The sequence below is a fragment of the Chitinophaga terrae (ex Kim and Jung 2007) genome, assembly GCF_900107795.1.
Classification (GTDB): Bacteria; Bacteroidota; Bacteroidia; order Chitinophagales; family Chitinophagaceae; genus Chitinophaga; species Chitinophaga terrae.
In genome coordinates this window covers 26066-51046 of the sequence record NZ_FNRL01000003.1, presented here as the reverse complement: position 1 = coordinate 51046, position 24981 = coordinate 26066, and the positions used below count along the sequence as shown (strand labels likewise).

Below are 24981 nucleotides of genomic sequence, written 5' to 3'. Positions count from 1 at the left end.
TATGTCTGTTTGTCGAAGCAAGTCTCCTAGTATGCCCTTGCAAACAATACTCTTTCTTTACTTGGTTTACCGGTTAAGATACACTTTCCTTCTTCCTGTGGATTGTTCAGTGGAATACAGCGGATGGTAGCTTTAGTGCGGTCTTTGATCTGTTCTTCTGTTTCGGCGGTACCGTCCCAGTGTGCAGATACAAAGCCTCCTTTTTCATCCAGTACTTTTTCAAACTCTTCCCAGGTATCAACACGTGTGATATGGCTATCACGGTATTGTTTGGCTTTATCGTACAGGTTTTGCTGGATCTGGTCCAGCAGGTTTTGGATATTGCCTGCGAGTCCTTCCAGCGGTAAGGTCATTTTTTCTTTGGTATCGCGGCGGGCCACTTCCACTACCTGGTTTTCCAGGTCGCGGGCGCCAACGGCTATACGAACAGGCACCCCTTTCATTTCGTATTCAGCGAATTTCCATCCGGGGCGGTTATTGTCGTTATCGTCGTATTTCACGCTGATGCCGGCGCTGCGCAGGGTTTTCACTATCTCCATCACTTTTTCGTCGAGTCCGGCTTTCTGATCGGCCCCTTTATAGATAGGCACGATCACAACCTGGATCGGAGCGATCTTCGGAGGGAGAACAAGTCCCTGGTCGTCGCTGTGCACCATGATAAGGCCGCCGATGAGACGTGTTGAAACGCCCCAGGAGGTAGCCCATACATAATCGAGTTTATTTTCCTTGTTGGAGAACTGAACGTCGAACGCTTTGGCGAAGTTCTGGCCCAGGAAGTGGCTGGTGCCGGCCTGCAGGGCTTTACCATCCTGCATGAGCGCTTCGATGCAATAGGTATCTACTGCACCGGCGAATCTTTCGCTGGGCGATTTCACTCCTTTCACTACCGGTACTGCCATATAGTTTTCGGCGAAGTCGGCATACACTTCCAGCATCTGGCGGGTTTCTGCGATCGCTTCGTCGGCGGTTGCGTGGGCGGTATGGCCTTCCTGCCAGAGGAATTCAGCCGTTCTCAGGAAGAGGCGGGTACGCATTTCCCAGCGCACTACGTTTGCCCATTGGTTGATGAGCAGCGGCAGGTCGCGGTACGACTGGATCCAGTCTTTATAAGTATTCCAGATAATAGTTTCAGAAGTTGGGCGAACGATGAGTTCTTCTTCCAGTTTTGCTTCCGGGTCTACCACTACCCCGCCGCCATTGGGGTCGTTTTTGAGGCGGTAATGGGTTACTACGGCGCATTCTTTAGCGAAACCTTCGATGTGATCTGCTTCTTTACTCAGGAAGCTTTTAGGGATGAACAGCGGGAAGTAGGCATTCTGGTGGCCGGTCTCTTTAAATTTGCGGTCAAGCACATCACGCATGGCTTCCCACAGGGCAAAACCGTATGGTTTAATGACCATGCATCCGCGAACGGCAGAATAGTCTGCCAGTCCGCCTTTCAGGACGAGGTCGTTATACCATTTCGAATAGTCTTCCGAACGAGCTGTAATCTCTTTACTCATAAAATTTTTTACTTATTTATATATCTATGCTTTATAGCCGTTTTAATTCAAATTATCCAGCATAAAATAAAGCCATTCGCCCTTGTCAGAAAGGTTGAATTGGCTTAATTTTTGACCTTACTATGTAAGAAAAAAATGCCACAAACATAGATGAAAAACATAACTGTGCAAATAGTTATCACAAAATAATATGGGAAGAAAGGGCATTCTGTAACATTATTACCCTATTATCCGTTAAAAAATAGTAAATTTACTCAACGAATCACGCTTAAAATATATTTAAATGAAGCCTATATTATACGTTGGATTGGCAGCATCACTCGCTCTGGGGGCGTGCGCCAGTACATATAAAACGGCTCAGACTCCGGATGATGTTTACTACTCTCCACGTCAGCAGCAACGTACCTATGCCTCCAGTGACGGTTCTAATGGCAACAGCAGGCAGGACGAGAACGCAAGTTACGTTCAGGCCGCTGACGAAGAAGGATCGTATGTAACTTACCAGGATGAAGATCAGGGTGATTATCAACGTCGTTTAAACCGTTTTGGCGATAATGCCAATAGCTATTCCGGTGGTTACTGGGATGGTTATAACGCAGCATCCAATTTATATTTCAACAGTTTTTACGGTGGCGGTTTAGGATGGGCATACAGTCCTTTCAACAGCTGGTATGGTAACAGTTTCAGCCTTGGTTTTGGTTGGGGTAGTGGTTTCTATCGTCCATGGGGCTCTTTCGGCCTTGGTTTAGGATATGGATGGGGTTACCCATATGTGGGCAGCTACTGGCCTGGTTATTACAGCTATTACCCAGCTTATTACAACCCGTATTACGGCGGTGGCTGGATCCACGGCGGCGGATATTATTCTTCATACCGTTCTCCTTCATATGGCCCTGTCAGAAGCGGCAACGAAAGGATCATTACCAGGAGTCCTTCAGGTTACACCAGGGGTAATACCGGTGGCAACGTAGGAGGTAATGGTTATGTACGTCCTGCAAGAGGAAGCTTCCAGCCTAGTGGCAGCAACGGCGGTTATACTCCAAGCGCGGCAGAAAGACCACGCAGGATCTTCCAGCAATCTCCAAGCGAGCGTCCGGTAGTGACCCGTCCTGCCAACAATTACAATGGCAGCAATAACAGCAACAATACCTACTCTCGCCCTCAGCGGGTTGAATACAGCAGACCTGTTCAGCAGAGCGCTCCGGTTTCAAGACCAAGTTATTCTCCCAGCCCAAGTCCTAGCGGCGGCGGCGGTGGCGGTTACAGCCGTCCTGTCAGAGGAGGTCGTTGATAAAAGCACTTCAAGATAAGCGTAGCCTAAAAACTACGCTTATTTTTTATCTTCACACACGTTTTATACTGATAGCACGTTATACCTATCTTTAAACATCTATTTTAGCCTGCAAAGCAACCATTTTTTGAATATGAATAAGAGACTTTTTCCTCTTTTAGGAGGGCTGTTCCTATCTGCTACGGCCATGGCCCAAAGTTCCAACGATGCTTTACTGTATTCACCTATGCAGCCGCATGGAACTGCCAGAACCCAGGCATTAGGTGGTGTCGGAGCCGGATTAGGAGGCGATTACTCTTCCGCCCATATTAACCCTGCCGGTATAGGAATTTTTAAAACCGGTGAATTCTTTATCTCTGCAGGAGTGGGAATCACCAACAATACTTCCAACTATCTTGGCAACAACCAGCTGGATAACACCGGCAACCGCACAAATTTCCAGATCCCTAACATCGGGGTGATCTTTGCGACCAATTTTAACAGCGGGCCGGACAGATGGAATAACGTAACTTTTTCGTTAGGCGTAAACAGGCTGGCTAACTACAACAGCAAAATGGCCATAGCCGGCGTAAACGCAGTATCATCCTACAGCAATATCTGGGTAGAGCAATTGCAGGGAGCTTCCCTTAACTATTTTGAAGCCGGAGATCCTACCGGCGCCAGCCTTGGCTACCAGTCATTGCTGATAGATACCGTTCGCCAGGCAGGCGGAGGTTTAGGCGCTCTCAGTTTTGCAGATCCGCGAAGAAACCAGACAGATCCCCGCATCGGCCCATTGGAAGGTGTAACACAAAGGGGCACCTTAACTAAGGAAGGCGGAATGAATGAATACGCATTTGCAGTCGGCGGCAACTATGGCGATCGTCTTTATATCGGCGCCAGCGTTGTATTACCTTCTATCAACTATAAAGAAACTTTCTCCTGGTCAGAAGACGACAGGGCAGAAAATAACCAAAACAACTATTTTGGTTTCTTTGATTACAATAAATATCTAACCCGTACCGGTTTGGGTATTGGCGGTAAACTGGGCCTTCTTTATAAAGTTACCGACAGGTTCAGGCTGGGCGCAGCAGTTCATACGCCAACTTATTTTTCGATCCACGACAGTTATTCAGGAGACATTCATACCAACACCGAAAATTTCGGAGGCGAAACAACTGTTTATTCAGATCAACTGACCAACGATGGCGGTCCACAGTTGTTTGACTACAACTATGTTACGCCAATGAAGTTACTGGCAGGCGCCTCCTTCTTCTTCGGAGACCTGACCGACCCGAAGAAGCCGCAGGGCTTCATTTCCGCAGATTATGAATACGTGAACCAGGCTTCGGCGAAGTTCAAAATCAAGGACGACAGGCAGTACGAACGTATGCTGAACGATAATATCAGCGCTATTTACAAATCTGTATCGAACTTCCGTGCAGGGGCCGAGCTGAAACTGGCTTCGTTGTACGCCATCCGCGCAGGTTATGCGTATTACGGCAACCCTTACAGCAACGATTATTACAATGCAGGGGCCGACGGATCTACCAATGTATTCAGCGGCGGCGTAGGCGTACGTACAAAAGGATTATATGTAGACCTGACCTACAGCTATGCAGAATCTGCCTACAAATACCGTCCGTATACTACTGCCAATGCTGAAACCACGCCTGCAGCCGCAGCTGTGGACTACAACAGGAGCAACATCATGATGACTATCGGATTTAAATTTTAGTGTATAATTGGTTTAAAATAAGGAGGCTGTCTCTACCCGGAGATGGCCTTTTTTATTGAAGCAAATATCTCATCCTGCTGGCGGGGATCGAACCAGGTGATGGCAGGGTCTTTACGGAACCAGGTCAGTTGCCGTTTAGCGTATTGGCGGGTATGCGTTTTTATGTCGGTTACCGCCTGTTCCAATGTACAGTCGCCATCCAGGTATTTGAATATCTCGGAGTAACCTACTGTTCTTAATGCGTTATGATTGCGGTAAGGAAGAACAGCTCTCACTTCATCTACAAGTCCGGCTTCCATCATCAGGTCTACCCGGTGATGGATATTGGCATGCAGTTGTTCTTTGGGGAGGGTGATACCAATTTTGATGATGTTGAACGGGCGTTGAACAGGAGTCGCCAGCCTGAATTCCAGGATGGAGCGGCCGGTAGCCTCCAATACTTCAAGGGCGCGGATCAGGCGTTGGGGGTTTTGAGTTTCGGCCACTGCATAGAAGGCCGGGTCCCGCTGCTGCAGTTGTTCCTGCAACCAGGTAATACCGTGAGCGGCGTATTGTTCGTTGAGGAAGGTGCGGATGCCGGCAGGAATTTCCGGCATTTCATCTATCCCATCAGTAAATGCTTTGATATAAAGGCCTGTGCCGCCGCAAACTACGGCGATATCATTTTTTGAGAAGATCTCGTCTGCATATTGCAGGGCGAGTTTTTCGTAGAGGCCAGCGTTCACTTCCTCCTTAATACTATGCGAATTGATGAAATAGTGAGGTACGGCGGCCAGCTCTTCAGGCGAAGGTTTGGCGGTGCCGATGCTGATTTCCCTATAACATTGCCTGGAATCTGCTGAGATAACGGCAGTATTGAATAACTGCGCTATTTTAATGGAGAGGGCTGTTTTCCCGGAAGCCGTTGGGCCTGCAATAATGATCGCTGTTTTCTGCATACCGTAAAGCATTCCACCGCAGGAGACAGGCGCCTGCGGTGGAAAGTTATTTAGTAACTATCTTCATCTCCTCCAAACTCATCTCCTCCCATTGCATCACTTTCTTCTCCTTCTTCTCCCTCTTCACCATACCCTTCAGCATCCATACCTTCTTTATTGAGATCATATTTTTCTTCCATCTCAACAAGTTTGTCGCCAACCAGGCCTTTGGTGCCGTATTGGCTGGGCGCCAGACCTTCTTTCCGGACCACAGCGGGATAGGTGATCTTGCTGTTCTCGTCTTTGGATACGCCAATGAGTTCGACCAGGAATACCCAGTTTTTATTGAAGTCGTAGAGGTAGATGAATTTCTGGTTTGGATCTTTTACAGCGGCGCCGATAGGCGTTTCGGCCATCAGCAATGGTTCAGCCTTCCGGGGTTGGTTATCGGGTTCCAGAATGATTTCCCGGCCCCTTTGCCAGTTATCGTTGCTGCGGAAAAAGGTAGCTTTATGTTTTGAATCAAATTCGAATGCTTGCAGGATAGTTTGGTGAAAAACTAAAAACGTCTGATTCGGCTTAATGGCAATGTCTCTGTAGACACTCTCATCTTCTTCCCAGTAAACTCTGAATTTCAAAACCGGCATGACAAAAAGGTTATAAGTTATAATAATAGTTTAAACATTCCGCTTTTCTGACGGTATCAAATGAGTCAATATGCTGAATGCTATTTCTAAATTTACCCAAATTTATTTAACCGGACTTAGATTCAATTCTCCGGCTTTTTCCAGTAAATAAGCGTAGGCTGCGTCGTAGGTGTTGGGGATGATCCCATCGAGAATAGCTTCACGGATGGCATTTTTCAGCTCTCCAACTACTCTCCCGGGATTTAACCCAAAAGTTTCCATAATAATCTCGCCGGTTACAGGAGGTTGCCAGTTCCTGATCTTATCTTTTTCTTCTACCTCTTTGAGGCGTTTCCTCACCAGTTCGAAATTTTCGAGGTAACGTTTAACCTTAGCTTTATTTTTTGACGTGATGTCTGCTTCACATAACAACATCAAGGCTTCTATATCATCTCCGGCATCGAACAGTAATCTTCGTATGGCCGAATCAGTAATATTTTCTTTTGTCAGGCTGATAGGCCTCAGGTGCAATTCTACCAATTTCTTTACCAATTTCATTTTTTCGTTCATTGGCAATTTCAACCGGCTGAAAATCCTGGGCACCATTTTGCCTCCTACAGCATCGTGGCCATGGAAAGTCCAGCCATGACCAGGTTCAAATTTCTTGGTAGCAGGTTTGCCTATATCGTGCAGCAGCGCCGCCCATCTTAACCACAGATCTTTTGTATGAGCTGAGATGTTATCAATTACCTGCAAGGTATGATAAAAATTATCTTTATGCCCCTTTCCTTCATACATCTCCACTCCTACCAGGTCTACCATCTGCGGAAAAATGATTTTCAGCAGCCCGGCCTTATACAATAAATCCAGCCCCACAGAGGGTTTGGCAGAGAGCATGATCTTGTTCAGCTCATCCGTGATCCGCTCCTGTGAAATAATCTTTATGCGGTCTGCATTTTCTTTAATCGCGTTAAATGCAACCGGGTCGATTGTGAACTGCAACTGGGAAGCGAACCGTATGGCCCTCATCATCCTTAACGGATCATCGCTGAATGTTTGCGCGGGAGCCAGCGGAGTTCTGATCAATTTGTTATCCAGGTCGCTGATGCCGTCGAATGGGTCAATCAGCGTGCCATAATCGGCGTCTCTCAGGCTGATGGCCATTGCATTGATGGTGAAATCGCGGCGGTTCTGGTCATCTTCCAGTGTACCGGCAGTTACTTCCGGGTTGCGCGACTCCTGGCGGTAGCTTTCTTTCCGGGCGCCTACGAACTCAATTTCCAGGTCATTGTATTTTACCTGAGCAGTGCCATAAGTTTTGAAAAAACTTACAGGGATCTTATTACCCAAACTTTCTGCCACTTTATGTGCAAGAGCGATACCGTCTCCCACACAAACAATATCCATGTCTTTTGTTCTTCTTCCTAAAAGCTTATCCCGCACGAATCCCCCGATCAGAAACGCCGGGACGCCCAGATCCTGGGCCGCCAGGGCAATCTTTTCGAGCATTTTTCTTTCCTGCAGGGAACAGGGTATGTCCAATGGCTTGCTACTGATCATATTAATTTTTTATTCCTTTCGCTGAAAATCAGGGCGCAAAGGTAATATAAACATTTTTAATCCCTGATGACAGAGATGGTTCCATCGGCAGCTATCCTGATAATCCGGGACGCGGCATGGGGCGACTCATCGTCCTGCCGGTATTTTACCACGTAGTCTACCCCCGCCCTGATGGGTTCACTTACCTGGCCGAAATTGGCCGGGGAAGGTTGTCCGCTGATATTGGCAGAAGTGGACACCAACGGCTTGCGCAGGCGTTTGATGAGGTGGCGGCAGAATGTATCCTGTACGATGCGGATAGCTACGCTTCCATCTTCGCTGATCACATTTGGGGCCAGTCCGAGCGCCCCTTCGTAAATAACGGTAGTGGGGCGTTCAAAGCCGGAAAGGATGTCAATGATATCGGGCCTTGGGTTGGCTACATAATGCAGCAGGTCTTTTGCGTCTGCCAGCAAGATCACCAGGCTTTTGCTTTCACTGCGTTGTTTGAGGGAAAAAACCTTTTTTACAGCTTTTTCATCTGTGGCATCGCAGCCGATCCCCCAGATCGTGTCTGTAGGATACAGGATCAGTCCCCCGTTCCGCAGAACGGCAAGGGCGGCTGTGATATCTTCTTCAAAAATTTCCATTGTACATTTTTATTTCAGTTCCCTGTAGACCTGCATCATGGCTGCGGCGCATTTCGACGGAGTAAAGCGCTGCGCATGTAGGATGCCTTTCTTTCTCAGATCGGCGGCCAGGTCGGGGAAGTTGATGATTTGTTGCATAGCCTGGGCAATGGAGGAAGGTTGCAGCGGGTCTACGTACAGGGCTGCATCCCCGGCGGTTTCGCTGAAACAGGAGCCGGTAGAGGTGATCACCGGCGTACCGCTCCACAATGCTTCCAGGATCGGTATTCCAAACCCTTCAAAAAGAGAAGGATAAAGCAGGGCGGCTGCTCCCTGGTATAATAAAGGTAATTCTTCATTTTCTAAACGGGAATGCTCGTTGAGGAAAATAACCCTATCTGTCAGCTGGTGAGCCGAGAGGTATTGTTTTACTTTCTCCTTGTATTTCTTCCCGCTGCCTAAAACCACAAGCGGTACGTCCAGCCGGCCTTTCAGCTCATTCATGGCGGTTACGATCCCCAAGAGGTTCTTTCTTTCTATCAATGAACCAACGTACAGGAAATATTGGCCGGGGAGCTGGTAACGCTGCCTGAATGCCGCAATTTCGCCTGTTGGTCTCAATGTTTCGAAAATAGGGTCGCAGCTTTGGTATACTACCCTGATCTTTTCTTCCGGCACCTGGTAATAGGTAACCAGGTCGTCTTTTGTTTGCTGGCTGATGGCCACAACCAGGTCGGCATATTTGCAGGCATACCTGGCTTTGCGCCTGTAGGTAAGCACATCTATAGGATTGTATTGCTGCGGGTAGCGTTCGAAGATCAGGTCGTGCATGGTCACCACTGATCTGACGCGGGTAGTATGGATGCCAAAGGGCAGTTCATGGCTGAGGCCATGGAATATATCCAGCTGGTACCTGTCCAGGTCTTCCACTATCCAGCGGCTTCGCCAGATGGATTTCAGCCATTTGTGAATTTTTTTTCCCGGTAAGATTACGGGCAGGTTGGTAGGGTACATATTTGTTTGCCTGGGGGCGAACAGCAGGTACTCCTCTCCCGGGAAATCGGTTGCCAACGAAGATATGAGGGTCCGGCTATAGTTGCCTAACCCCGTGTTATTTTGAAAAGCGCGTTTGGCATCGAATCCAATTTTCATACGATTATTTTCGTCTGAGAAGCTGCGAAAATAAGGAAACCGGGAGATTTTGCTATGTTGTTATTCGTAATTTCCCGTTTCAGATATTATGTTTGCAAAAAAAAGCACATGGATTTACAACAACAAATACAGGCTGCCTGGGCTGATCGCGGCCTTTTACAGGAAACGCAGTACTCAGACGCAGTTAAAGCGGTAATTGAAGCAGTAGACAAAGGAAATCTGAGAGTAGCTGAACCTACTGCTAACGGATGGCAGGTGAATGAGTGGGTGAAGCAGGCGATATTGATGTATTTTTCTATTCAGCCAATGGAGACTATGACACTGGCTCCATTTGAGTTCTATGACAAAATGAGGCTGAAATCCAACTATAAAGAATTGGGCGTTCGGGTAGTACCGCATGCAGTAGCGCGTTATGGCGCTTATATTGCGAAAGGATGTATCCTCATGCCTTCTTACGTTAATATTGGCGCGTATGTAGATGAAGGAACAATGGTAGACACCTGGGCTACCGTAGGTTCCTGCGCGCAGATAGGCAAGAACGTTCACCTGAGCGGCGGCGTTGGTATTGGCGGCGTATTGGAACCATTACAGGCCAGTCCTGTTATTATTGAAGACGGTTGCTTTGTTGGTTCCCGTTGTATCGTTGTAGAAGGCGTGGTAGTAGAGAAAGAAGCGGTATTGGGCGCTAACGTGGTATTGACCCAATCCACCAAGATCATAGATGTGAGCGGCCCTACTCCTATCGAGTATAAAGGCCGTGTACCGGCTCGCAGCGTAGTGATCCCGGGTACTTATACCAAGAAATTCCCGGCTGGCGAATACCAGGTTTCCTGCGCGCTGATCATTGGTCAACGCAAACCATCTACCGATCTGAAAACCAGTCTGAATGACACTTTACGTGAATTTAACGTAGCTGTATAAATGTATTTTTGGGTTTGTAAGAGAGCGGGGTGTGATGCCTCGCTCTTTTTTTATTTTGAAAAAAATTTGGCAAATTAAAATAAAAAATTACCTTTGCAATCCCTTTACAAAAGGACCTGGATGCCCAGATGGCGAAATTGGTAGACGCACTGTGTTCAGGTCGCAGCGCCTGCAAGGGTGTGCTGGTTCGAATCCAGTTCTGGGCACGAAAGCCTCTATAAATCAAATGATTTACAGAGGCTTTTCTTTTCTTTATTAAATCCCATTTTTGGGGATCAATAATTAAGCCTCCGTTAGAAATGAGTTTTATGAGGGAAATCGGCCCACACTTCCTTTTACAATTGAATTATGCTCCCACGACATTAACTTCCGGTTAACGCTTATCATTTTTTCTTTATTTAATTTTCATGTTATCCATTTAATATGATATTGGAATACTAATGTATAATCGCTCCAACAATCGTTATTCAATGAGCTTCCGCAGTTTATTGAGCAAAACCAGCAGCAAGTATTTTTACATGCTAACAACACGCTTACCGCACTTTCCTGGAAAATTGGTCATCCATTAATGATGAAATCTTGAAAAATAGACGGGCGGAGTATGCAAAACAAATCGTGTCGACACTGTCGACACAATAAAAAAGGCAATACTGAAAAAACTTCGGGATAAGGAATTTAAGGAGAATAATGCAGTTTGCCGAGCAATTCAAAACCTGGAGACAATCCTACCACTATCCCAACAGGTGAGTTGGTCCGCTTTTGCCCATTATTTGGACACATAATTGACACACAACATGACATACGAAAATTATCTCCTCTTTCCTCAACTATAAAGAATATAATCGAAACCTTTCAACCTATTTCTGAAAATCTAAATTGCTTATAATATTCATTCTTCCTTTTAAATTTATTAATAGAATTCAGCACAAGAACTTGCCAAGATTGTAAATCATTTGAATACCCCCTGAAGCATAATCACCGCCTCCTCGTTAGAGGCATCCAGGTCAACAGCATGCTCAACTTCCTTTCTTGCCTCATCCCGTTTACCTGCTGCCAGCAGCGATTTGCCAAGTAAGTAATGAAGATAAGACGACCTTGGAAAATCTTGCAACCCCCTATTACAAAGAGATATGGTTTCCGGACCGCGATTCAATTGCCCCATCAGAGAAACTGCGCTGATCCAGTCTTTTTCCGTAAAATGCTTTTCGTCGATCAATGATTTCATACGCGGTTCGTCTTTCAATAAGTAGAAAGCGGGTAAATTTTCTTTCCATTTTGGGTTGGCTGCCAGGGCAGCCCGGATAACATCCACGGCTTTGGAGGGCTCCTTTAATAGCAGGTAGGCCAGGGCCACTTTGCTTTGTATCCCGTTCCAGCCTTTTACCATGCGCTCCGCTTCCGCCAGGCGCGATTTTCCCAAAGCAACATTTCCCATATTGATCGCGTTGATCGCCTGGTTCAACATAATCCTTCCATAATGGAAATTCAGTAAGCGGGTTAATTCCTCAAACGGGTCTGTTGAATTGTCGACCCTCAGGTCGATGTTATTATACCACTCGTTGTTGGCGCCTTTGACCATGAGTGCTGCAGATTGCTTGCCCTGGATTTGTCCGCCGGCCCGTTGACCCGCTGTTAATGCGGCGAGCAGCCGCTGACCGAGCGTTCCATTAGTTTGCTCGAAGGCAGAAACGATGGCCTGAAGTACTTTGTCGCCAAGTTGGTTTCCCATGGCCACGCAATTTTTACCTTTTAATGTCCCTGCAAAACCTGGCTGATATTTCCAGGCAGCGCCGGTGAAAGCAAATGTAAAACCGTTCCTATCAATGCCCGATACCTGCCTGAGATACCGCTCAGCGTCTTCCTGCATCGTATATTCTATGGCCTGCTGAATCGTTTTGCCCTGCTTTAACTGCTCAAATCCTTCGATGGCATACTTCGGTTCTGTTTCTGCAATCACTGAAAAAGCCCCCAGTCCCGGCTGTATGTAAATCGTGGAATTTCCGACATAAATATTGTTCGTGGCAACAGCGACACCCCATTCCTTCGCAACGGAATCAAATGCTACAATGGAAAAAGTGGTATTGATATTCTTGCCGCTAACAAGGGATGGTAAATTCTGAGCGGTCGTATGAAGGGAAAAAAATAAAAAAAGGGGAATAAACAATATTCTCATCGGTTGCAGGTTTATTGGGCAATTTAATTATGTACGAATCTAAATAATACAAGATAAGACCAGACTGCCCAAAGCATGTGCAAGCCTGTCCGAATCTCCACAGAAAGATATACAATTTATTATCATACCGGCAAGGATAAACGCCCGATCACCCGGCAACCGGTTTGGGCATAGCATCCATTAACGAGAACCATGTGGTTACTTTTATCAAGGTATCTCTTTTAGTCGTATTTTAGATTCGGGATGAAAAATGGCGAGTACCTTTCCGGTTAGCCGTTATTCTTTCAATTCATGTTATATTCAATGTGCAAACGCCTGATCACCCGCTTTGCGCCAAGTACGAATTATGCAAAACAGATACATACCCGGCATCCGGACTTTATTAACCTGGCTTTTATTCAGTTTAACCATGACCGGTAGCGGACAGGCTTCCGGAAACACATATTGGAAATTGTCGAACTTAAAAAGAGTGGATGGCAAGGCAATGTATGGCGCTACCCTTTCCATGATGGAACATGCTGCCGAGCGCAATCCTTATTTTATAAAGGAAGGCGACCGGCTAACTTTCAGCTATCCTCAAAAGAAATCTATCACCCTAGCGGAATTCATAACAATGACCGGCGAAAAAGCCGGACCTGGCGCAGCAGCCGCAGGCTTCAACAATACTTATCTTGATTCGATCACGGGTATCGAAGTTTCCGAAAGCAAACTGGTCGTTCATTTCGAATACTTCGGTACGCTGGACAATGACAAACGGTTCGTAGCTGAATACAAACTTATAACCCCCGAACAATACGCGAAAAGAGTGGAGGCCGATATACAGGAAGAAAAGGTAAGAGAGGGAGCAAAGCAACGGTTCCTGGAAACATACAAACAAAGGGCTGCCTGGAAGCAACCCTCAACAACAGGCGCGCTCAAAGAAATTGTACTGCAAGGCAGTTTGGGTTCTATTACCCTCCTGGCGCCCAAAGGATATGACGTACGGGAATCGGGCGACTTTGAGGTGCATCGATTTGGCCCCTTCGATGCCGGTACCTTCTCACACAACAACGTCTTCAAGCTATACCAGGAACCTTCAACCAATACGGAGGCTACCTGCTTCGTAGTACCCGCTGAAGGCCGTACATTTAACCTGCAGGAATATATCAACAGCAAAGAACGCTATATCGTGGAGCAGGAAGGCAACGGTTTTTATGCTATCGAACCTGAATATGACGAAGACACGAAAGAGGTGAGCATTGAAAATCATATTTTTTTCCGGTATTTCGTAAAGGGCGACCGGGTTATTTTCGTCATGGCCGAAACCGATGAAGAACCCAAAGCATCGGAATTGTATCGCTTCATGCAGCAACTCCGGCTAAAATAAGCAATGAAATACTCTCCCTGGTTGCCCGGACTGTAAAAAGCAGCAACGAGCCTGATTGAAAGCGACCAAGCAACATATCATATATCAATTTCTCAACATCATTCTTTTGCAATTGATAAGATATTTGAGCATTGATATCAGGCCGTGATATTCGGTTCCTTTGCGAAATATCCATCAAACAAAAAGTGATAAATGGAATATGGCTGAGCAGGCATATCTTCTATTGCTCCAAAAGGAACCGCTCCATTAATTTTATTATAGAAAAGCGATGCATGGTTAACATAAGTATGCCCAGGAAAAAATTTTCTGATTTCTGCGTCCGCCCTTTCGATTATTGGTTTCGCCTTTTCAAAAGATAAGTGATTTTCAAGTGAAACAACATTAGTAGAGTATATCTTCCTGCGCTGGGAAAAAAGTATTTGAGAATCTATCCGGTAAAAATCATGGATAAAGCAGGTATAATATTCACATAGCAGCGATATTGTAAAAACGATCTCTGTTCTTCGATTCAGCTCCCCGGAACCGGCTTCTTCATAAAGAACAGACATTGTATAAGACGGAAATTGGCGTGCAGAATTGTCTATTACCTGGTAATTTGCAGCCAGTTTTTTTAAGGAATGAAAAAGAGCTGTCCACTCAGTCTGTTCCTCATTGATAAGTGCATTGATTTTCTTTTCAATAATCTCCATCATTCTTTTTTCGCCAGGGTAACCGGTGAGCCGCTGCATTCCTACGGGGTAGAACTCATGTATTTTTTCCAGGAGTCTATATATGAATGCTGGTTCCATGATCTGAATTGGTTTAAGGATTTGAATAGCCGGTGTATCGACAAACCTATATTTAAGATACAGAAACTCCGGGGATAAGGGAAATAACTCTTTAAACATACCCCAAGCTTGGAGGTATGAGGAATAAAGTTTATTTTTATCGTATGAGAATGACTGTAATGTTATAAAACTCCTTCCAGGCTTAGTTCTTAAGCAATGCACCGTGTGTCGGCACAGTGCAGATCCTCGTTTTTTAAACTTCATTAATAACAATTAAGCCAGCGGCTTGGTCAATAAACTATTATTGCACCATCTGCCAGCCCACACTTATAAATGGTTATGCCAGAATTACTAAGTAAAAAAGAAATAGAACAATTTGTTCTGAATGGTTTTATACGCGTAGATAACGCGTTTTCAAGGGAAATTGCAGATGCAGCTGTTGATATCCTGTGGAACGATCTGCCTTGCAACAGGTTTGATCCGGCCACCTGGACTGAACCGGTTATACGTTTGGGCATGTACACTCAGCAACCCTTCATAGCGTCGCTGAACCACGAAAAACTGCATTCGATCTTTGACCAATTGATCGGCAAAGATAAATGGATACCCTGTCGAAACGTTGGGACATTCCCGGTTAGATTCCCGTCTGCCCGCCAGCCCAATGATACCGGTAAACACGTAGATGCAGGTTTTCCCGGAAATGATCCTAATAACTTCTTTGAATGGCGTGTCAACATCCGGTCAAAAGGGCGGGCCTTATTAATGCTTGTGCTATATTCAGATGTCAGTGAAGCTGATGCACCAACGATCATTTACGAAGGTTCTCATATGGATGTGGCCAGGCTGTTATCGAAGGAGGGCGATTGGGGTCTTTCCTTTATGGAGCTTGCAGGTAAGCTAGATGAACTCCCTGAAAGGAAAAAGGTTTACGCAACAGGTAAAGCTGGTACCATCTACCTGTGTCACCCATTCATAGTTCATGCAGCTCAACCGCATAGGGGAACTAATCCTAAGTTTATGGCACAACCGCCTTTACTGTTGAAGAGCGAACTGTCGATCTCGGATTCCGCAGGCAGTTACACACCGGTTGAACAGGCTATTCGTTTGGCTTTAGAATAGAGATACTACATGTAAAAGAGGTTGCAAAATGCAACCTCTTTTAGTATAATGAATGATTTGCCGGAACTATTACAAGAATTATTAAATCTCCCCATCATAAGAAAACAAGTTCTCTTTATAACCTTTATCAGGTTCTAACCCGAAGAAACGAAAGATCTCCGCCTTTATAGCCTCATTGGCAGGATTACGAAGATCGCCGCTGGCGGAATAACTATTGGCGCCCCAGTAGGGATCATTAGAACCGGCTGCGATACATTCGCGCAACTTAGGGATATCCAGCCCAAAACTTACCCCGCTGTTGCTGTAAGGGTTATCCATACCATATCCTCCATCCCCCCCTTCCTCTTTCAGGTAGCGGTTAAACTGCGAAATAGTGGTTTCTTTATAGATCATTCCATACTGGAGATAAACAGTATCAGGATCGGAATAGTTGATACTGCGGCCATACGATATGATCATATCTTCCTCTTCCGGCTCCACCGGCCTGTTGCCGATAATTGGTTTTTCACCGTAATAGAAATGATTGTCCATAATCGCCTGCGAAGGTTGGGCGGGCTTTTTCCTGAGTTCATCCAGGTTTACATCAGGGGTATCGCTGATATAATGATATACTTTAACAATAAGCGGCTTCCCCATCAGGTGAACAAGACCATAATGTTTCTTATTCCCGAAACCGGGAGCCTTTCTACGTTTCGATACATCCATAAGTATCCGGCCAAAGCCCCATTCCCTGCGCCCTATTTTGAATGCAAAGAAATCGCCTTCCTTGTATTTGCAGTGCTTACGTTCCGCCTTGCTGAAAGCAGCGATTTCCTCCAGGTCGGCTGGCGTGGTTTCTGAAACCCACTTATCCAGCCACTCTTTCAGGTCGGGCAACGTTTTATTATCGCCTAAATTGTCGTAGTAGTAAGTTGTTTGCGTGGTATAATTAGCGATGGAAATATAGCCGGCCGGAGAGAACAGGAAGTAAACGCCGAATGGACTGAATGACTGCGTGGCAGTAAAATTCAGTTTTTTGGGTTTTCCTTTGGCAGTTTTCGGCAGCAGGATGGTCCTGTTTTCAGCCGTGGTTTCCGCTAATTCGTCTTCACGATACTGGTTATCTGCAAAAGATATTTTCTTCCTTATAATATCGCCATCAAAATACAGGTACATCTCCCCCAGCCTGACAAGTTCCCAATGATCTTCTACTGGGGCTAATCCAAGGTATTTGCGTTCGTGGTTCGAGAGTTCGAATGGTAGTTTTTCCATAATGGAAAAATACGGATGAAAAACAGGATGAGCAAATGGAGGTATCCGGAATTAAAAATAAAGTGCCGCGGGTTTGTTACTCCCGCGGCACTTCCATTCCTCATCAAAAATATTACAGCTACAGATCAATAGTTTAAAACGCCCGTGTACGGCCTATATAAATATTCCGCGCTTTCAGGTAGGTGTCTGCCGTGGGGCCGGGACTGCCGCTGGAACCTTCCATCTGCAGGTTGATAATGATATACATCGGCTTATCGACAAAATTTGCGGAATGCTTCGCTTTCCACACTCCATCGATGTAGTAGTGAATATCTACATTTGTAGGACTCGTCTTCGTGATCCAGGCCCTGTAGTTATGCCAGCTACCGGCGCCGGATACAGTGGTTTGCTGGGTAGATACATCGGATGGCGTGCGGAAGGTATTCTGCCAGTTCACTGAATTTCCTTTAAACTCCATTATATCGCTTTCCGGCGGCCAGCTGTTTACAGCAGTAAGCCAGAATGCAGGCCAGGAGCCTTTTACTGTGGGCACCTGGAAATCGCATTTCACTTCCCAATCCGGGAACTGGTCGTTGATCACTACATTGGTTTTTGCATGAATAGCGCCCGAATGATAGTGGATGGGCAACCAGGGATCATGGGGACTGCTGCCTTCATCCCAGGTAATGCGTGTAGCCTTTATAGTTAGTACGCTATCCTGCAGGTAGATGTGGTTATGATCGGTACTGCTGCCATACATCCTGGCAGAGCCGTTATGATCGCTGCCCCAGGGATAAAGGTAATTCCAGGCCGCCTCAAACGCTGTATAATTGGCGAAGGTCGACTGGTCGATCACCGTTTCCCATGTGGAGGCCAAACGGGCCTTCCCGTTGGTATCCGCTTCCGCTTTGGCAACAGGAGCAGCATTCAGTTTTTCGGGTTCACTTTTCTCGCAGGAAAATAGTATTACACTAAGTCCTGCCATTAGTAGGTTCGTAACAGATTTCATAATGTGGATTTTGAGTTTTTGGAAATTCTATCTGTGATCTGTAGCCATAACATTTTATTTATTGTTAAAGAAAACCGGGGTCCAATCTGTGCGCCACGGGATGGTTGGCAGGCCATCCCGCCATACTACAGGCAGCCAGTGATAGCGGCTGTCTTTCAGGTTATGCGGGTTCCATTGATCGCCGACATAAACAAATGCATCCTGTTTCCCGGGAACAGCGAATACAAAGGCAGGCTGGCCCTTAAACGTAAGCGCAGCCCCATCGCCCAACATAGGGTTTCCAACAGCTTTCCATGGTCCATAAGGCGAACTGGCGGTGTGCAGCGACGCCGCATTTGGGTCCCATCCCGTACAACCGCTGGTGATCAGGTAATAGGTATTATTCTTCCTGAACATGGCAGGCGCCTCGCGATGCTTCGCAAACAACAGGCTATCGTCTGTTGTCGGGCGCAGGTAATCAGCCGACAGGCGTACGATCCGCAGATCATAATTTTCATTCGACGCATACACGAGATAGGCTTTGCCGTCGTGATCCCGGAAAAGGGTGAGGTCTCTCGACATATTCCCATTAGGGCGGAAGCTGCCAAGGTATTTATAGGGTCCCGTAATCCGGTCGCTAACGGCAACGCCTGCACGCGCAGCTTTATATCCCTGTCCTTTCAGCTCCAAATGAAACCACATTATATACTTGCGGGTTTTAGGGTTGTATAATACCTTCGGCCGCTCCATCAGGCAACCTTCCGCTATTTCGCTGCTGGGATCGGCTGAAGGGCTGAATGCAACACCCTCATTCTTCCAGGTGATCAGGTCTTCGGACGAATAAACAGATACGCCCTGCGAATTCTTTTTATCCCGTTTCTCGCCCAACCAGTAATACTTTCCTTTATCAAACAAGAGACTGCCTCCATGCGCATTGATGGTATCCCCGGCTGTATCGTACCATACGCCGCCCGTAGGTAATTGGTTTCCGGCCTGCCCGTCGATACCGATATTGAGTGTGCCGTTGTTCAGCGGCTGCCGGAAGAAATCATTTCCCGGCGCAGCTAAGGCAAGCCCTTTACCGATAGCAGGCGAACCGGCTTTAAGCCGTAAACTTTGCAACGCAGCGAATCCATCACTTCCCGGTGCTGGTACCTGCAGGAACATCGGATCGCCAAGTACCGCATTTTTATCGGCAGGCCGTTGAAGATGGGTACCGGCATAAAGATTATTGAGGAAGATATTCCGTTTGCTCTTCGCCAGCTCATAATCCGCCACTGTTGCCGTATAGAAAATATTATTGGCAAACAGGGTACTGTCGGCATAGCCGCCCCAGTTACCCATTTCAATAATGGTACTGTCGATACCCCTACTGGCAGGCATAACGATCACGTTGTTGTAGATCTGCGTATTCAGTACGGGGCCGGCTATATGAAAAACAGGCGAGAACCCGCTATGCTTGCCGGCAGTACGGAACCCGTCGTTGATGCTTACGTTATAGCGGACAATGGTTCCGTTATTGCCAATGTTCCGCGGGCGTGGGGCGCTGCCATCATTGCAAACCAGCAGGAAACCGCCTTCGTTATCATGACTGTAGTTATACTGTATCACGGTATTGTTGCAGTTCCAGTCGGAATCGAAGCCCTGCCCATCCCAGGGCGCTTTGTGATCGCTCACTTCATTGTATTGAACAAGGGTATTGTCGCAGCTCCATGGCCATATCCCTGCAGCAGCTTCTCCATCGGGCAGCAGGCGCGGACAGTCACGCATCACATTGTATTCGATAAGCGCGCTGTCGCAGCCTATAGGAACAATGCCATCTCCCGGTACGCCTTCGATCAGGTTAGCCCGTATAACAACTCCTTTATTCGGGAACCAGCGTTCGCGCGACCAGTTGCCGTTAATCAAGATACCATTCCTTTCGCAGCGCAGGATAGAGCAACTATCGATCAGCAAACCATTAAAGTTCGAGGGGATTCCATCTCCCCCATTATTACAGGTAATCCCTGCTCCCCCTCCTTCTTTTTTCACCAGGCTTCCGTTCACATCATGTATTACGAGCCGCCGCAATACAGTATTGTTCACTGTTCCGTAGTTCTTCGATTCTACCAGTACCCCCGTTCTGCCAGCCATACGATTTGCGCCGTAATTGGAAATATCAAGGTCCTGCACAGTGATGTAAGGAAAATTCGCCAGGTGAAGCGTGGCCTTTTCCTGTCCATTTCCCTGCAGCCTGGGCTTCGGTCCTTCTCCATATGGCTCTATGAATACACTGTTGGCAGCGCTGCCGCTCCCCTGCGGTTTCAGTTGCCCTTCAAATATCCTTCCTGCACGAAAGCGCACGCGGTCGCCGGGTTTCAGCACCTGCCGGTTCACCCGGTCAACCGTTCTCCATGCGGCCCCTGATGAGAGGCCGCTGTTTTCATCATTCCCGGTTATCGCATCAACGTAATAGATATTTTCAGCTAATACCGCTGCCGGGAACAAGTGGAGGAAGAACAATAAATACAAATACTTCATACTCTTTTCTTTGAAATAAAGCTACCAGCCGGGCGTTTGTACAAGACTGGGCGATTTGATCTTTTCTGCATCCGGTATTGGATAGCGGTTCATATGTGGAAGAAAGACCCTCGACTCTAACGTGAACGGGGCATATTGAAATACTCCCGGAGCCGTACGGGTAATGTTGACGCCCCGCACAGGGCCGTTAAACAATTGGGTTCCCAGGTTCCAGCGTCTTACATCCCAGTACCGTTGTTCCTCAAACGCCATTTCCACTCTTCGTTCGTTCTGCACCTTTTCACGGAACGATTGCTTTTGCCAGTCGCCTGCTATTAACTGTGGCATATTCACAGAATTCCGTTTCCTCACATTGTTGATTGCATCAATGGCTGTAAGGCCATATCCTTCAGGGTCCTGGTCGGGCCCGTACGCCTCATTCATTGCCTCCGCATAGTTGAGGTAGATCTCTCCCAGCCGGAAAAGTATCCAGGTGTGTACGCTGGCTTTGTTTTGCAACAGGTCCAGGTTTTCATCCACATACTTCTTCAGGTAGTAACCGGTGCGGGAGGCACGGTCAATCCCTTTTCCATCGCGGCCGCCAGCCCAGGCTTCTACAGCGCGGTTCTTCCACTGCGAGTTGTTCACTATGACGGTCATTTTAAGACGGGGATCGCGATTGTCGTATGGCGCTGCTGCATGTACCGGATTGCTCCAGGAGAATTTACTTCCGTCGGTCATCTCATATGCGTCAACCAGGTCCTGTGTTGGCGTGGTGCCGCTTTGGCCGCCGTCGTAGCCGATAGGATAATTAGCGCGCTCAAAGTCGTTACTGGTGCTATAGCGGTGAGCGAAAATGATCTCTTTGCTGGTAAATGACCTGAATAAAGCCTTGTAATCATTTTCCAATTGGTAGGTATTTAATGCCAGTACATCATGCGCCGCGGCTGCCGCTTTCTTCCAGCGATCCTGCAGGTTGGATGGATTGTTCAGCGGGCTTGCCCAATACAGCAGTACCCTGCTTTTCAATGCCAGCGCGGCGCCTCTTGTAACTCGTCCAAGGTCCACATCCGGCGCTTTCGGCGGCAGGTGCAATGCGGCAGAATCACATTCATCGGCAATAAACTGTACGCAATCATCAAACGGCGTTCTTGCCATGTCCAGGTTCTCAGAGATCTCCAATGATCTTTTGATGAGTGGAACGCCGCCATATCTTTTTATTAATTCGAAATAGAAATATGCACGCAGGAAACGGGCTTCATATCGCCAGCGTTCCAGGTCGTCCAGCATTTTTCTATAAGTTTCCTGGGAGCTGGAAGCAGGGTTCAGCTTATAATTATCCAGGTTCACATTCCCTGAATTTTCCAGGAACAGATTGGTACGGCGAATGGCTGTATAGCTGCGGTTCCAGTTATCGTCGGGATTGACGTACGGATTCCAGCTACCGGTATTGTAACGCTGTATCTCGTTCCCCTCATTTGTGAACTCCGCATCATCGGTAGCGGCATCCAGCATAGCGCCGTTAAAGCGGCCAAAACCATCCGGGAGGTAGGCATAGGTGCCTACGAGGAAATCACGCGTACGGGCATACGAAGAAAAGACTTCCTTTTCCGTAAGCTCCGTGCTGATACTCCTATCCAGGAAATCTTTTTTACAGGCGGTCTGGAACAGTAATCCGGCCGCCAGGAAAAACAATATTGAATTTTTCATAAACGTCTTTTTTAAAGATTACATCTGCACGCGGATACCAATGTTCACGGATTTCATTACCGGGTAACCGATCAGCACTTCAGGGTCGGTCAGCTTCACCGCGTCTATCGTAAACAGGTTCACCGCGTTCACATACAGATAGGTTTGCTGAAGCGATACGATCTTCGATACTTTTGCCGGCAAGGTATATCCTAATTCCACGTTGCGCAGGCGAAGGAAGTTCCCGTTACGCTGCCAGAAATCTGAAGCCCTGTAATTGTTATCATTTGCAGTGGTTGTCAGGCGCGGATAAGTAGCAGTGGCGGCTGTTTCAGGCGTCCATCGTCCCAACGCCAGCGGAGCGGCTTTTGCATCGTTTACAAATGCCCACACCAATGGGCCCTGCAGCATTACACTGCGGCCTGTCGCTCCCTGGAAGAACGCTTCCAGCGATAACCCTTTAAAGCGGATACCGGTGTGCAAACCGAAGGTCCATGCGGCAATGGAAGGTTTACCAATCGCTACTTCGTCATAGATATCTATGATCCCGTCTCCATTCTGATCTTTGTATTTGATATCGCCTGGTTTTACCGGCGCAAATGTTTGTCTTGGGCTGGCTGCTATCTCCGCTTCATCTTTAAAAAATCCTATAGCCTGTAAACCGAATGGCTGCCCTATAGACTGACCGGTACGGTTCAGGTAAGCAAAGGGTCGCTGCGCCTCGGCCATATACTCAATTTTGTTATGTGCATACGATGCTGAGGCATTGATGAAATACCCGATACCCTTTGCATTGTTTTCTTCAAAACCAAGACTCACTTCCAATCCCTTGTTGTTCACAATACCTATATTTTCAGAAGGCAGTCCCACTCCTATATAGCCCGGAATTGAAGAAGAGCGTTCTGCGAGGATATCTGTTCTTCTTTCATGAAAAACATCCAATACAAAGTTCAGCCGGTTCCTGAAGAAATTTCCTTCCACTCCGATGTTTGCTTTTCTCGCTTTTTCCCAGGTCACATTCGGGTTTCCAAGGCTGCCCTCATCCATGCCGCCGGCATAATGGTTGTCTGTACCGAAGTAGTAGCCATTGCCGCCATAGTAGTATTGCTGGTAAGGGAACCTTCTTCCTCCTACCTGGTCATTTCCTGCCAGGCCGTATGAAGCGCGCAGCTTCAGGAAATCGATCCAACCGGCAGATTGCAGGAATGCTTCCCGCGACAGTATCCAGCCTGCGGACAATGCAGGGAAGAAACCAAATCGTTTGCCCTTGGGAAAATTCTCTGAACCATTATAGCCGAATGTCAGTTCAGCAATATACTTCCGGCTGTAAGAATAGGTGATACGCCCGCCGGCGCCCTGGTGCGCAAAAGGAACGTTGTTGCCGGAAATAGTATATACGTCCTGCTGGTATTGCAACAGCGCATTGATATCACTTTTCCCGAACGATCTGTCGTAAGTCAGGTTGAACAGGGTATTAGTGCGTCGCCACTGGTTATTTTGCCCATCATTGACTGATGCCGTGGTGTTGTCACCGAACTTGTTGTAGATGGTATCTCCTGAAGTTCCGCGCAGCAGTTGGTATACGGCAAAGTCTTTTTGCTTGTCGTCGTTGCCCCTGAACCAGTTGTTGAAAGAAATGGCTCCTGAAATAGCCAGGCCTTTGGTAACCTGGTCTAAGTCGTATTTGAGGCGCATCGTTGCCTGCATGTTACGGTCGTGGGTACTCGCCACACCTTTAGCCAACACCAGCCCTACCGGGTTGTTGCGGTAGATGGATGCTCCTCCGTAGCTGCCATCCGGGTTCTTTACCGGGAACGCGTTTGGCGGGATCAGCATCATATTGTCCCAGATATTGCCGGCGCCCGTGCCGGGATATGTCCTGTCTTCCACCCGGCCGGCCAGGTCCAGCGACGCGCTCAATCTTTTTGTTACATTGATGTCGACATTCGACCGGAAGTTATATCGCAGGAAATTCGCATTGGAGTTTTCCTCTCTTTTACGATCTGTATTTTTATAGAGACCTGTATTTTTCAGTACATTCAGCAACACGAAGAAACGTGCGTTATCATTACCTCCGCTGACGTTGAGTTGATAGTTCGACATAGGTGCAGATTTCTTCAACACCTCGTCATACCAGTTCACATCCGGGTGAAAATAAGGATCGCTTTGGGAGCGGTAGGCTTCAAGATCCGCTGCTGAATAGCGTTCCGGTTGCCCGTCGTTCCTCCTTGCCTCGTTATACAATGTTGCATAATTGTAGGAATCGAGGAATTCGGGAAGCCTGGTAGGGCTTTGCCAGCCTGTTTGAGCGCCGAATGTAATTTTAGGTTTTCCTGCCATACCGCGTTTGGTAGTTACCAGCAGCACCCCGTTGGCGCCGCGCATGCCGTACATAGCTGTGGCGGCGGCGTCTTTCAGTACTGTTATCTTATCGATCTCGTCGGCGGTCAGCTGATCAAAAGGACTTTCAAATCCATCTACGAAAGTGAGGATGTCGGTATTCCTGTAAGATGCCAGTCCGCGGATCGCCAGTCCCGGCACATCGTAACCGGGTTCTCCGCTCCCTTGCAGCACCGTTAATCCCGGCAGCCGGCCATATAATGCGTTGCTTAATGTGGCGGCAGAAGAAGGCCGCAACTGGTCGCCGCTGATATGCGATTGCGCGCTGGTGATCTGCCAGGCGGGCTGCAGGCCGTAAGCTACGGGCAAGCGACTGGAATCCCTCAGTGAACGGCTGCTATCAGGCAATTGCTGCGCATAGGCATGCGCAAAGGCAAGCGACTGAAGACTTATAAAAACTGCAAATATTTTATGTCTGGTTTGCATAATGAATTAGTTTTTGGTTGCATCTCCCCT

The 24981-nt window shown here is 47.3% G+C and carries 18 protein-coding genes and 1 tRNA gene; 6 read left to right on the top strand and 13 right to left on the bottom strand.

Translation table 11 applies throughout. The annotated features are described in order from the left end of the window. Window positions 1–26: 26 nt before the first annotated feature. Entirely contained in the window at window positions 27–1502 is a 1476-nt protein-coding gene (gene proS / locus BLV62_RS04165; protein ID WP_089759006.1) for a proline--tRNA ligase, read from the bottom strand. Window positions 1503–1785: 283 nt separating this feature from the next. On the opposite strand from proS, the gene BLV62_RS04160 reads away from it, so the two are divergent. Further along, window positions 1786–2793: a hypothetical protein gene (locus BLV62_RS04160; RefSeq protein ID WP_089759004.1), complete on the top strand. Its 1008-nt coding sequence runs from the start codon at window positions 1786–1788 to the stop codon at window positions 2791–2793. A gap of 133 nt (window positions 2794–2926) precedes the next feature. Next, complete coding sequence (locus BLV62_RS04155; protein ID WP_139169918.1) at window positions 2927–4510, top strand: hypothetical protein; 1584 nt, start codon at window positions 2927–2929, stop codon at window positions 4508–4510. A 32-nt stretch (window positions 4511–4542) separates the two neighbouring features. On the opposite strand, the gene miaA is transcribed toward BLV62_RS04155, so the two are convergent. The 5 genes from miaA to BLV62_RS04130 all read right to left on the bottom strand — a co-directional run bounded on the left by miaA (window position 4543) and on the right by BLV62_RS04130 (window position 9373). Further along, window positions 4543–5448: a tRNA (adenosine(37)-N6)-dimethylallyltransferase MiaA gene (gene miaA, locus BLV62_RS04150; protein ID WP_089759000.1), complete on the bottom strand. Its 906-nt coding sequence runs from the start codon at window positions 5446–5448 to the stop codon at window positions 4543–4545. Window positions 5449–5498: 50 nt separating this feature from the next. Further along, window positions 5499–6074, bottom strand: a complete 576-nt coding sequence (locus BLV62_RS04145) for an IS1096 element passenger TnpR family protein (protein ID WP_089758999.1) — start codon at window positions 6072–6074, stop codon at window positions 5499–5501. A gap of 102 nt (window positions 6075–6176) precedes the next feature. Next, on the bottom strand, window positions 6177–7613 hold the full coding sequence (locus BLV62_RS04140; protein WP_089758998.1) for a CCA tRNA nucleotidyltransferase: 1437 nt from the start codon (window positions 7611–7613) through the stop codon (window positions 6177–6179). A gap of 56 nt (window positions 7614–7669) precedes the next feature. Beyond that, a complete protein-coding gene (locus BLV62_RS04135; RefSeq protein ID WP_089758996.1) occupies window positions 7670–8242 on the bottom strand; it encodes an L-threonylcarbamoyladenylate synthase in 573 nt (190 codons plus the stop codon). 9 nt (window positions 8243–8251) lie between these two features. Further along, the gene (locus BLV62_RS04130; protein ID WP_089758994.1) at window positions 8252–9373 is read right to left on the bottom strand and encodes a glycosyltransferase family 4 protein; all 1122 of its coding nucleotides are present in this window, start codon (window positions 9371–9373) and stop codon (window positions 8252–8254) included. A gap of 108 nt (window positions 9374–9481) precedes the next feature. Between BLV62_RS04130 and BLV62_RS04125 the strand changes: the two genes are divergently transcribed. Further along, window positions 9482–10294, top strand: coding sequence for a 2,3,4,5-tetrahydropyridine-2,6-dicarboxylate N-succinyltransferase (locus tag BLV62_RS04125; RefSeq protein WP_089759395.1), 813 nt, complete (start codon window positions 9482–9484; stop codon window positions 10292–10294). 122 nt (window positions 10295–10416) lie between these two features. Beyond that, window positions 10417–10500 (top strand) — tRNA-Leu (locus BLV62_RS04120). Window positions 10501–11243: 743 nt separating this feature from the next. Here BLV62_RS04120 and BLV62_RS04115 read toward each other — a convergent pair. Beyond that, complete coding sequence (locus BLV62_RS04115; RefSeq protein WP_089758992.1) at window positions 11244–12467, bottom strand: DUF1028 domain-containing protein; 1224 nt, start codon at window positions 12465–12467, stop codon at window positions 11244–11246. A gap of 346 nt (window positions 12468–12813) precedes the next feature. Here BLV62_RS04115 and BLV62_RS04110 point away from each other — a divergent pair, with 346 nt between their 5' ends. Further along, entirely contained in the window at window positions 12814–13833 is a 1020-nt protein-coding gene (locus tag BLV62_RS04110) for a hypothetical protein (RefSeq protein WP_139169916.1), read from the top strand. Between the two features lie 137 nt (window positions 13834–13970). Here the strand turns inward: BLV62_RS04110 and BLV62_RS04105 are convergent, their stop codons facing one another. Then, window positions 13971–14621: a hypothetical protein gene (locus BLV62_RS04105; protein ID WP_139169914.1), complete on the bottom strand. Its 651-nt coding sequence runs from the start codon at window positions 14619–14621 to the stop codon at window positions 13971–13973. Between the two features lie 318 nt (window positions 14622–14939). Between BLV62_RS04105 and BLV62_RS04100 the strand changes: the two genes are divergently transcribed. After that, window positions 14940–15719 (top strand): phytanoyl-CoA dioxygenase family protein, encoded by a 780-nt coding sequence (locus tag BLV62_RS04100; RefSeq protein ID WP_089759393.1) that lies wholly within the window; start codon window positions 14940–14942, stop codon window positions 15717–15719. An 81-nt stretch (window positions 15720–15800) separates the two neighbouring features. Here the strand turns inward: BLV62_RS04100 and BLV62_RS04095 are convergent, their stop codons facing one another. From BLV62_RS04095 to BLV62_RS04075, 5 genes are all read right to left on the bottom strand, one after another. Beyond that, window positions 15801–16970 (bottom strand): immunity 26/phosphotriesterase HocA family protein, encoded by a 1170-nt coding sequence (locus BLV62_RS04095; protein ID WP_089758985.1) that lies wholly within the window; start codon window positions 16968–16970, stop codon window positions 15801–15803. 133 nt (window positions 16971–17103) lie between these two features. Next, complete coding sequence (locus BLV62_RS04090) at window positions 17104–17958, bottom strand: LamG domain-containing protein (protein WP_089758983.1); 855 nt, start codon at window positions 17956–17958, stop codon at window positions 17104–17106. Between the two features lie 54 nt (window positions 17959–18012). Next, on the bottom strand, window positions 18013–20457 hold the full coding sequence (locus BLV62_RS04085) for a family 43 glycosylhydrolase (protein WP_089758981.1): 2445 nt from the start codon (window positions 20455–20457) through the stop codon (window positions 18013–18015). Window positions 20458–20478: 21 nt separating this feature from the next. Next, on the bottom strand, window positions 20479–22146 hold the full coding sequence (locus BLV62_RS04080) for a RagB/SusD family nutrient uptake outer membrane protein (RefSeq protein ID WP_089758979.1): 1668 nt from the start codon (window positions 22144–22146) through the stop codon (window positions 20479–20481). Between the two features lie 18 nt (window positions 22147–22164). Beyond that, window positions 22165–24951, bottom strand: coding sequence for a SusC/RagA family TonB-linked outer membrane protein (locus BLV62_RS04075; protein ID WP_089758976.1), 2787 nt, complete (start codon window positions 24949–24951; stop codon window positions 22165–22167). Window positions 24952–24981: the final 30 nt, after the last annotated feature.

Coding starts and splice junctions, on each gene's coding strand:
- proS (WP_089759006.1), bottom strand. CDS start 1,502: ATGAGTAAAGAGATTACAGCTCGTTCGGAAGACTATTCGAAATGGTAT.
- BLV62_RS04160 (WP_089759004.1), top strand. CDS start 1,786: ATGAAGCCTATATTATACGTTGGATTGGCAGCATCACTCGCTCTGGGG.
- BLV62_RS04155 (WP_139169918.1), top strand. CDS start 2,927: ATGAATAAGAGACTTTTTCCTCTTTTAGGAGGGCTGTTCCTATCTGCT.
- miaA (WP_089759000.1), bottom strand. CDS start 5,448: ATGCAGAAAACAGCGATCATTATTGCAGGCCCAACGGCTTCCGGGAAA.
- BLV62_RS04145 (WP_089758999.1), bottom strand. CDS start 6,074: ATGCCGGTTTTGAAATTCAGAGTTTACTGGGAAGAAGATGAGAGTGTC.
- BLV62_RS04140 (WP_089758998.1), bottom strand. CDS start 7,613: ATGATCAGTAGCAAGCCATTGGACATACCCTGTTCCCTGCAGGAAAGA.
- BLV62_RS04135 (WP_089758996.1), bottom strand. CDS start 8,242: ATGGAAATTTTTGAAGAAGATATCACAGCCGCCCTTGCCGTTCTGCGG.
- BLV62_RS04130 (WP_089758994.1), bottom strand. CDS start 9,373: ATGAAAATTGGATTCGATGCCAAACGCGCTTTTCAAAATAACACGGGG.
- BLV62_RS04125 (WP_089759395.1), top strand. CDS start 9,482: ATGGATTTACAACAACAAATACAGGCTGCCTGGGCTGATCGCGGCCTT.
- BLV62_RS04115 (WP_089758992.1), bottom strand. CDS start 12,467: ATGAGAATATTGTTTATTCCCCTTTTTTTATTTTTTTCCCTTCATACG.
- BLV62_RS04110 (WP_139169916.1), top strand. CDS start 12,814: ATGCAAAACAGATACATACCCGGCATCCGGACTTTATTAACCTGGCTT.
- BLV62_RS04105 (WP_139169914.1), bottom strand. CDS start 14,621: ATGGAACCAGCATTCATATATAGACTCCTGGAAAAAATACATGAGTTC.
- BLV62_RS04100 (WP_089759393.1), top strand. CDS start 14,940: ATGCCAGAATTACTAAGTAAAAAAGAAATAGAACAATTTGTTCTGAAT.
- BLV62_RS04095 (WP_089758985.1), bottom strand. CDS start 16,970: ATGGAAAAACTACCATTCGAACTCTCGAACCACGAACGCAAATACCTT.
- BLV62_RS04090 (WP_089758983.1), bottom strand. CDS start 17,958: ATGAAATCTGTTACGAACCTACTAATGGCAGGACTTAGTGTAATACTA.
- BLV62_RS04085 (WP_089758981.1), bottom strand. CDS start 20,457: ATGAAGTATTTGTATTTATTGTTCTTCCTCCACTTGTTCCCGGCAGCG.
- BLV62_RS04080 (WP_089758979.1), bottom strand. CDS start 22,146: ATGAAAAATTCAATATTGTTTTTCCTGGCGGCCGGATTACTGTTCCAG.
- BLV62_RS04075 (WP_089758976.1), bottom strand. CDS start 24,951: ATGCAAACCAGACATAAAATATTTGCAGTTTTTATAAGTCTTCAGTCG.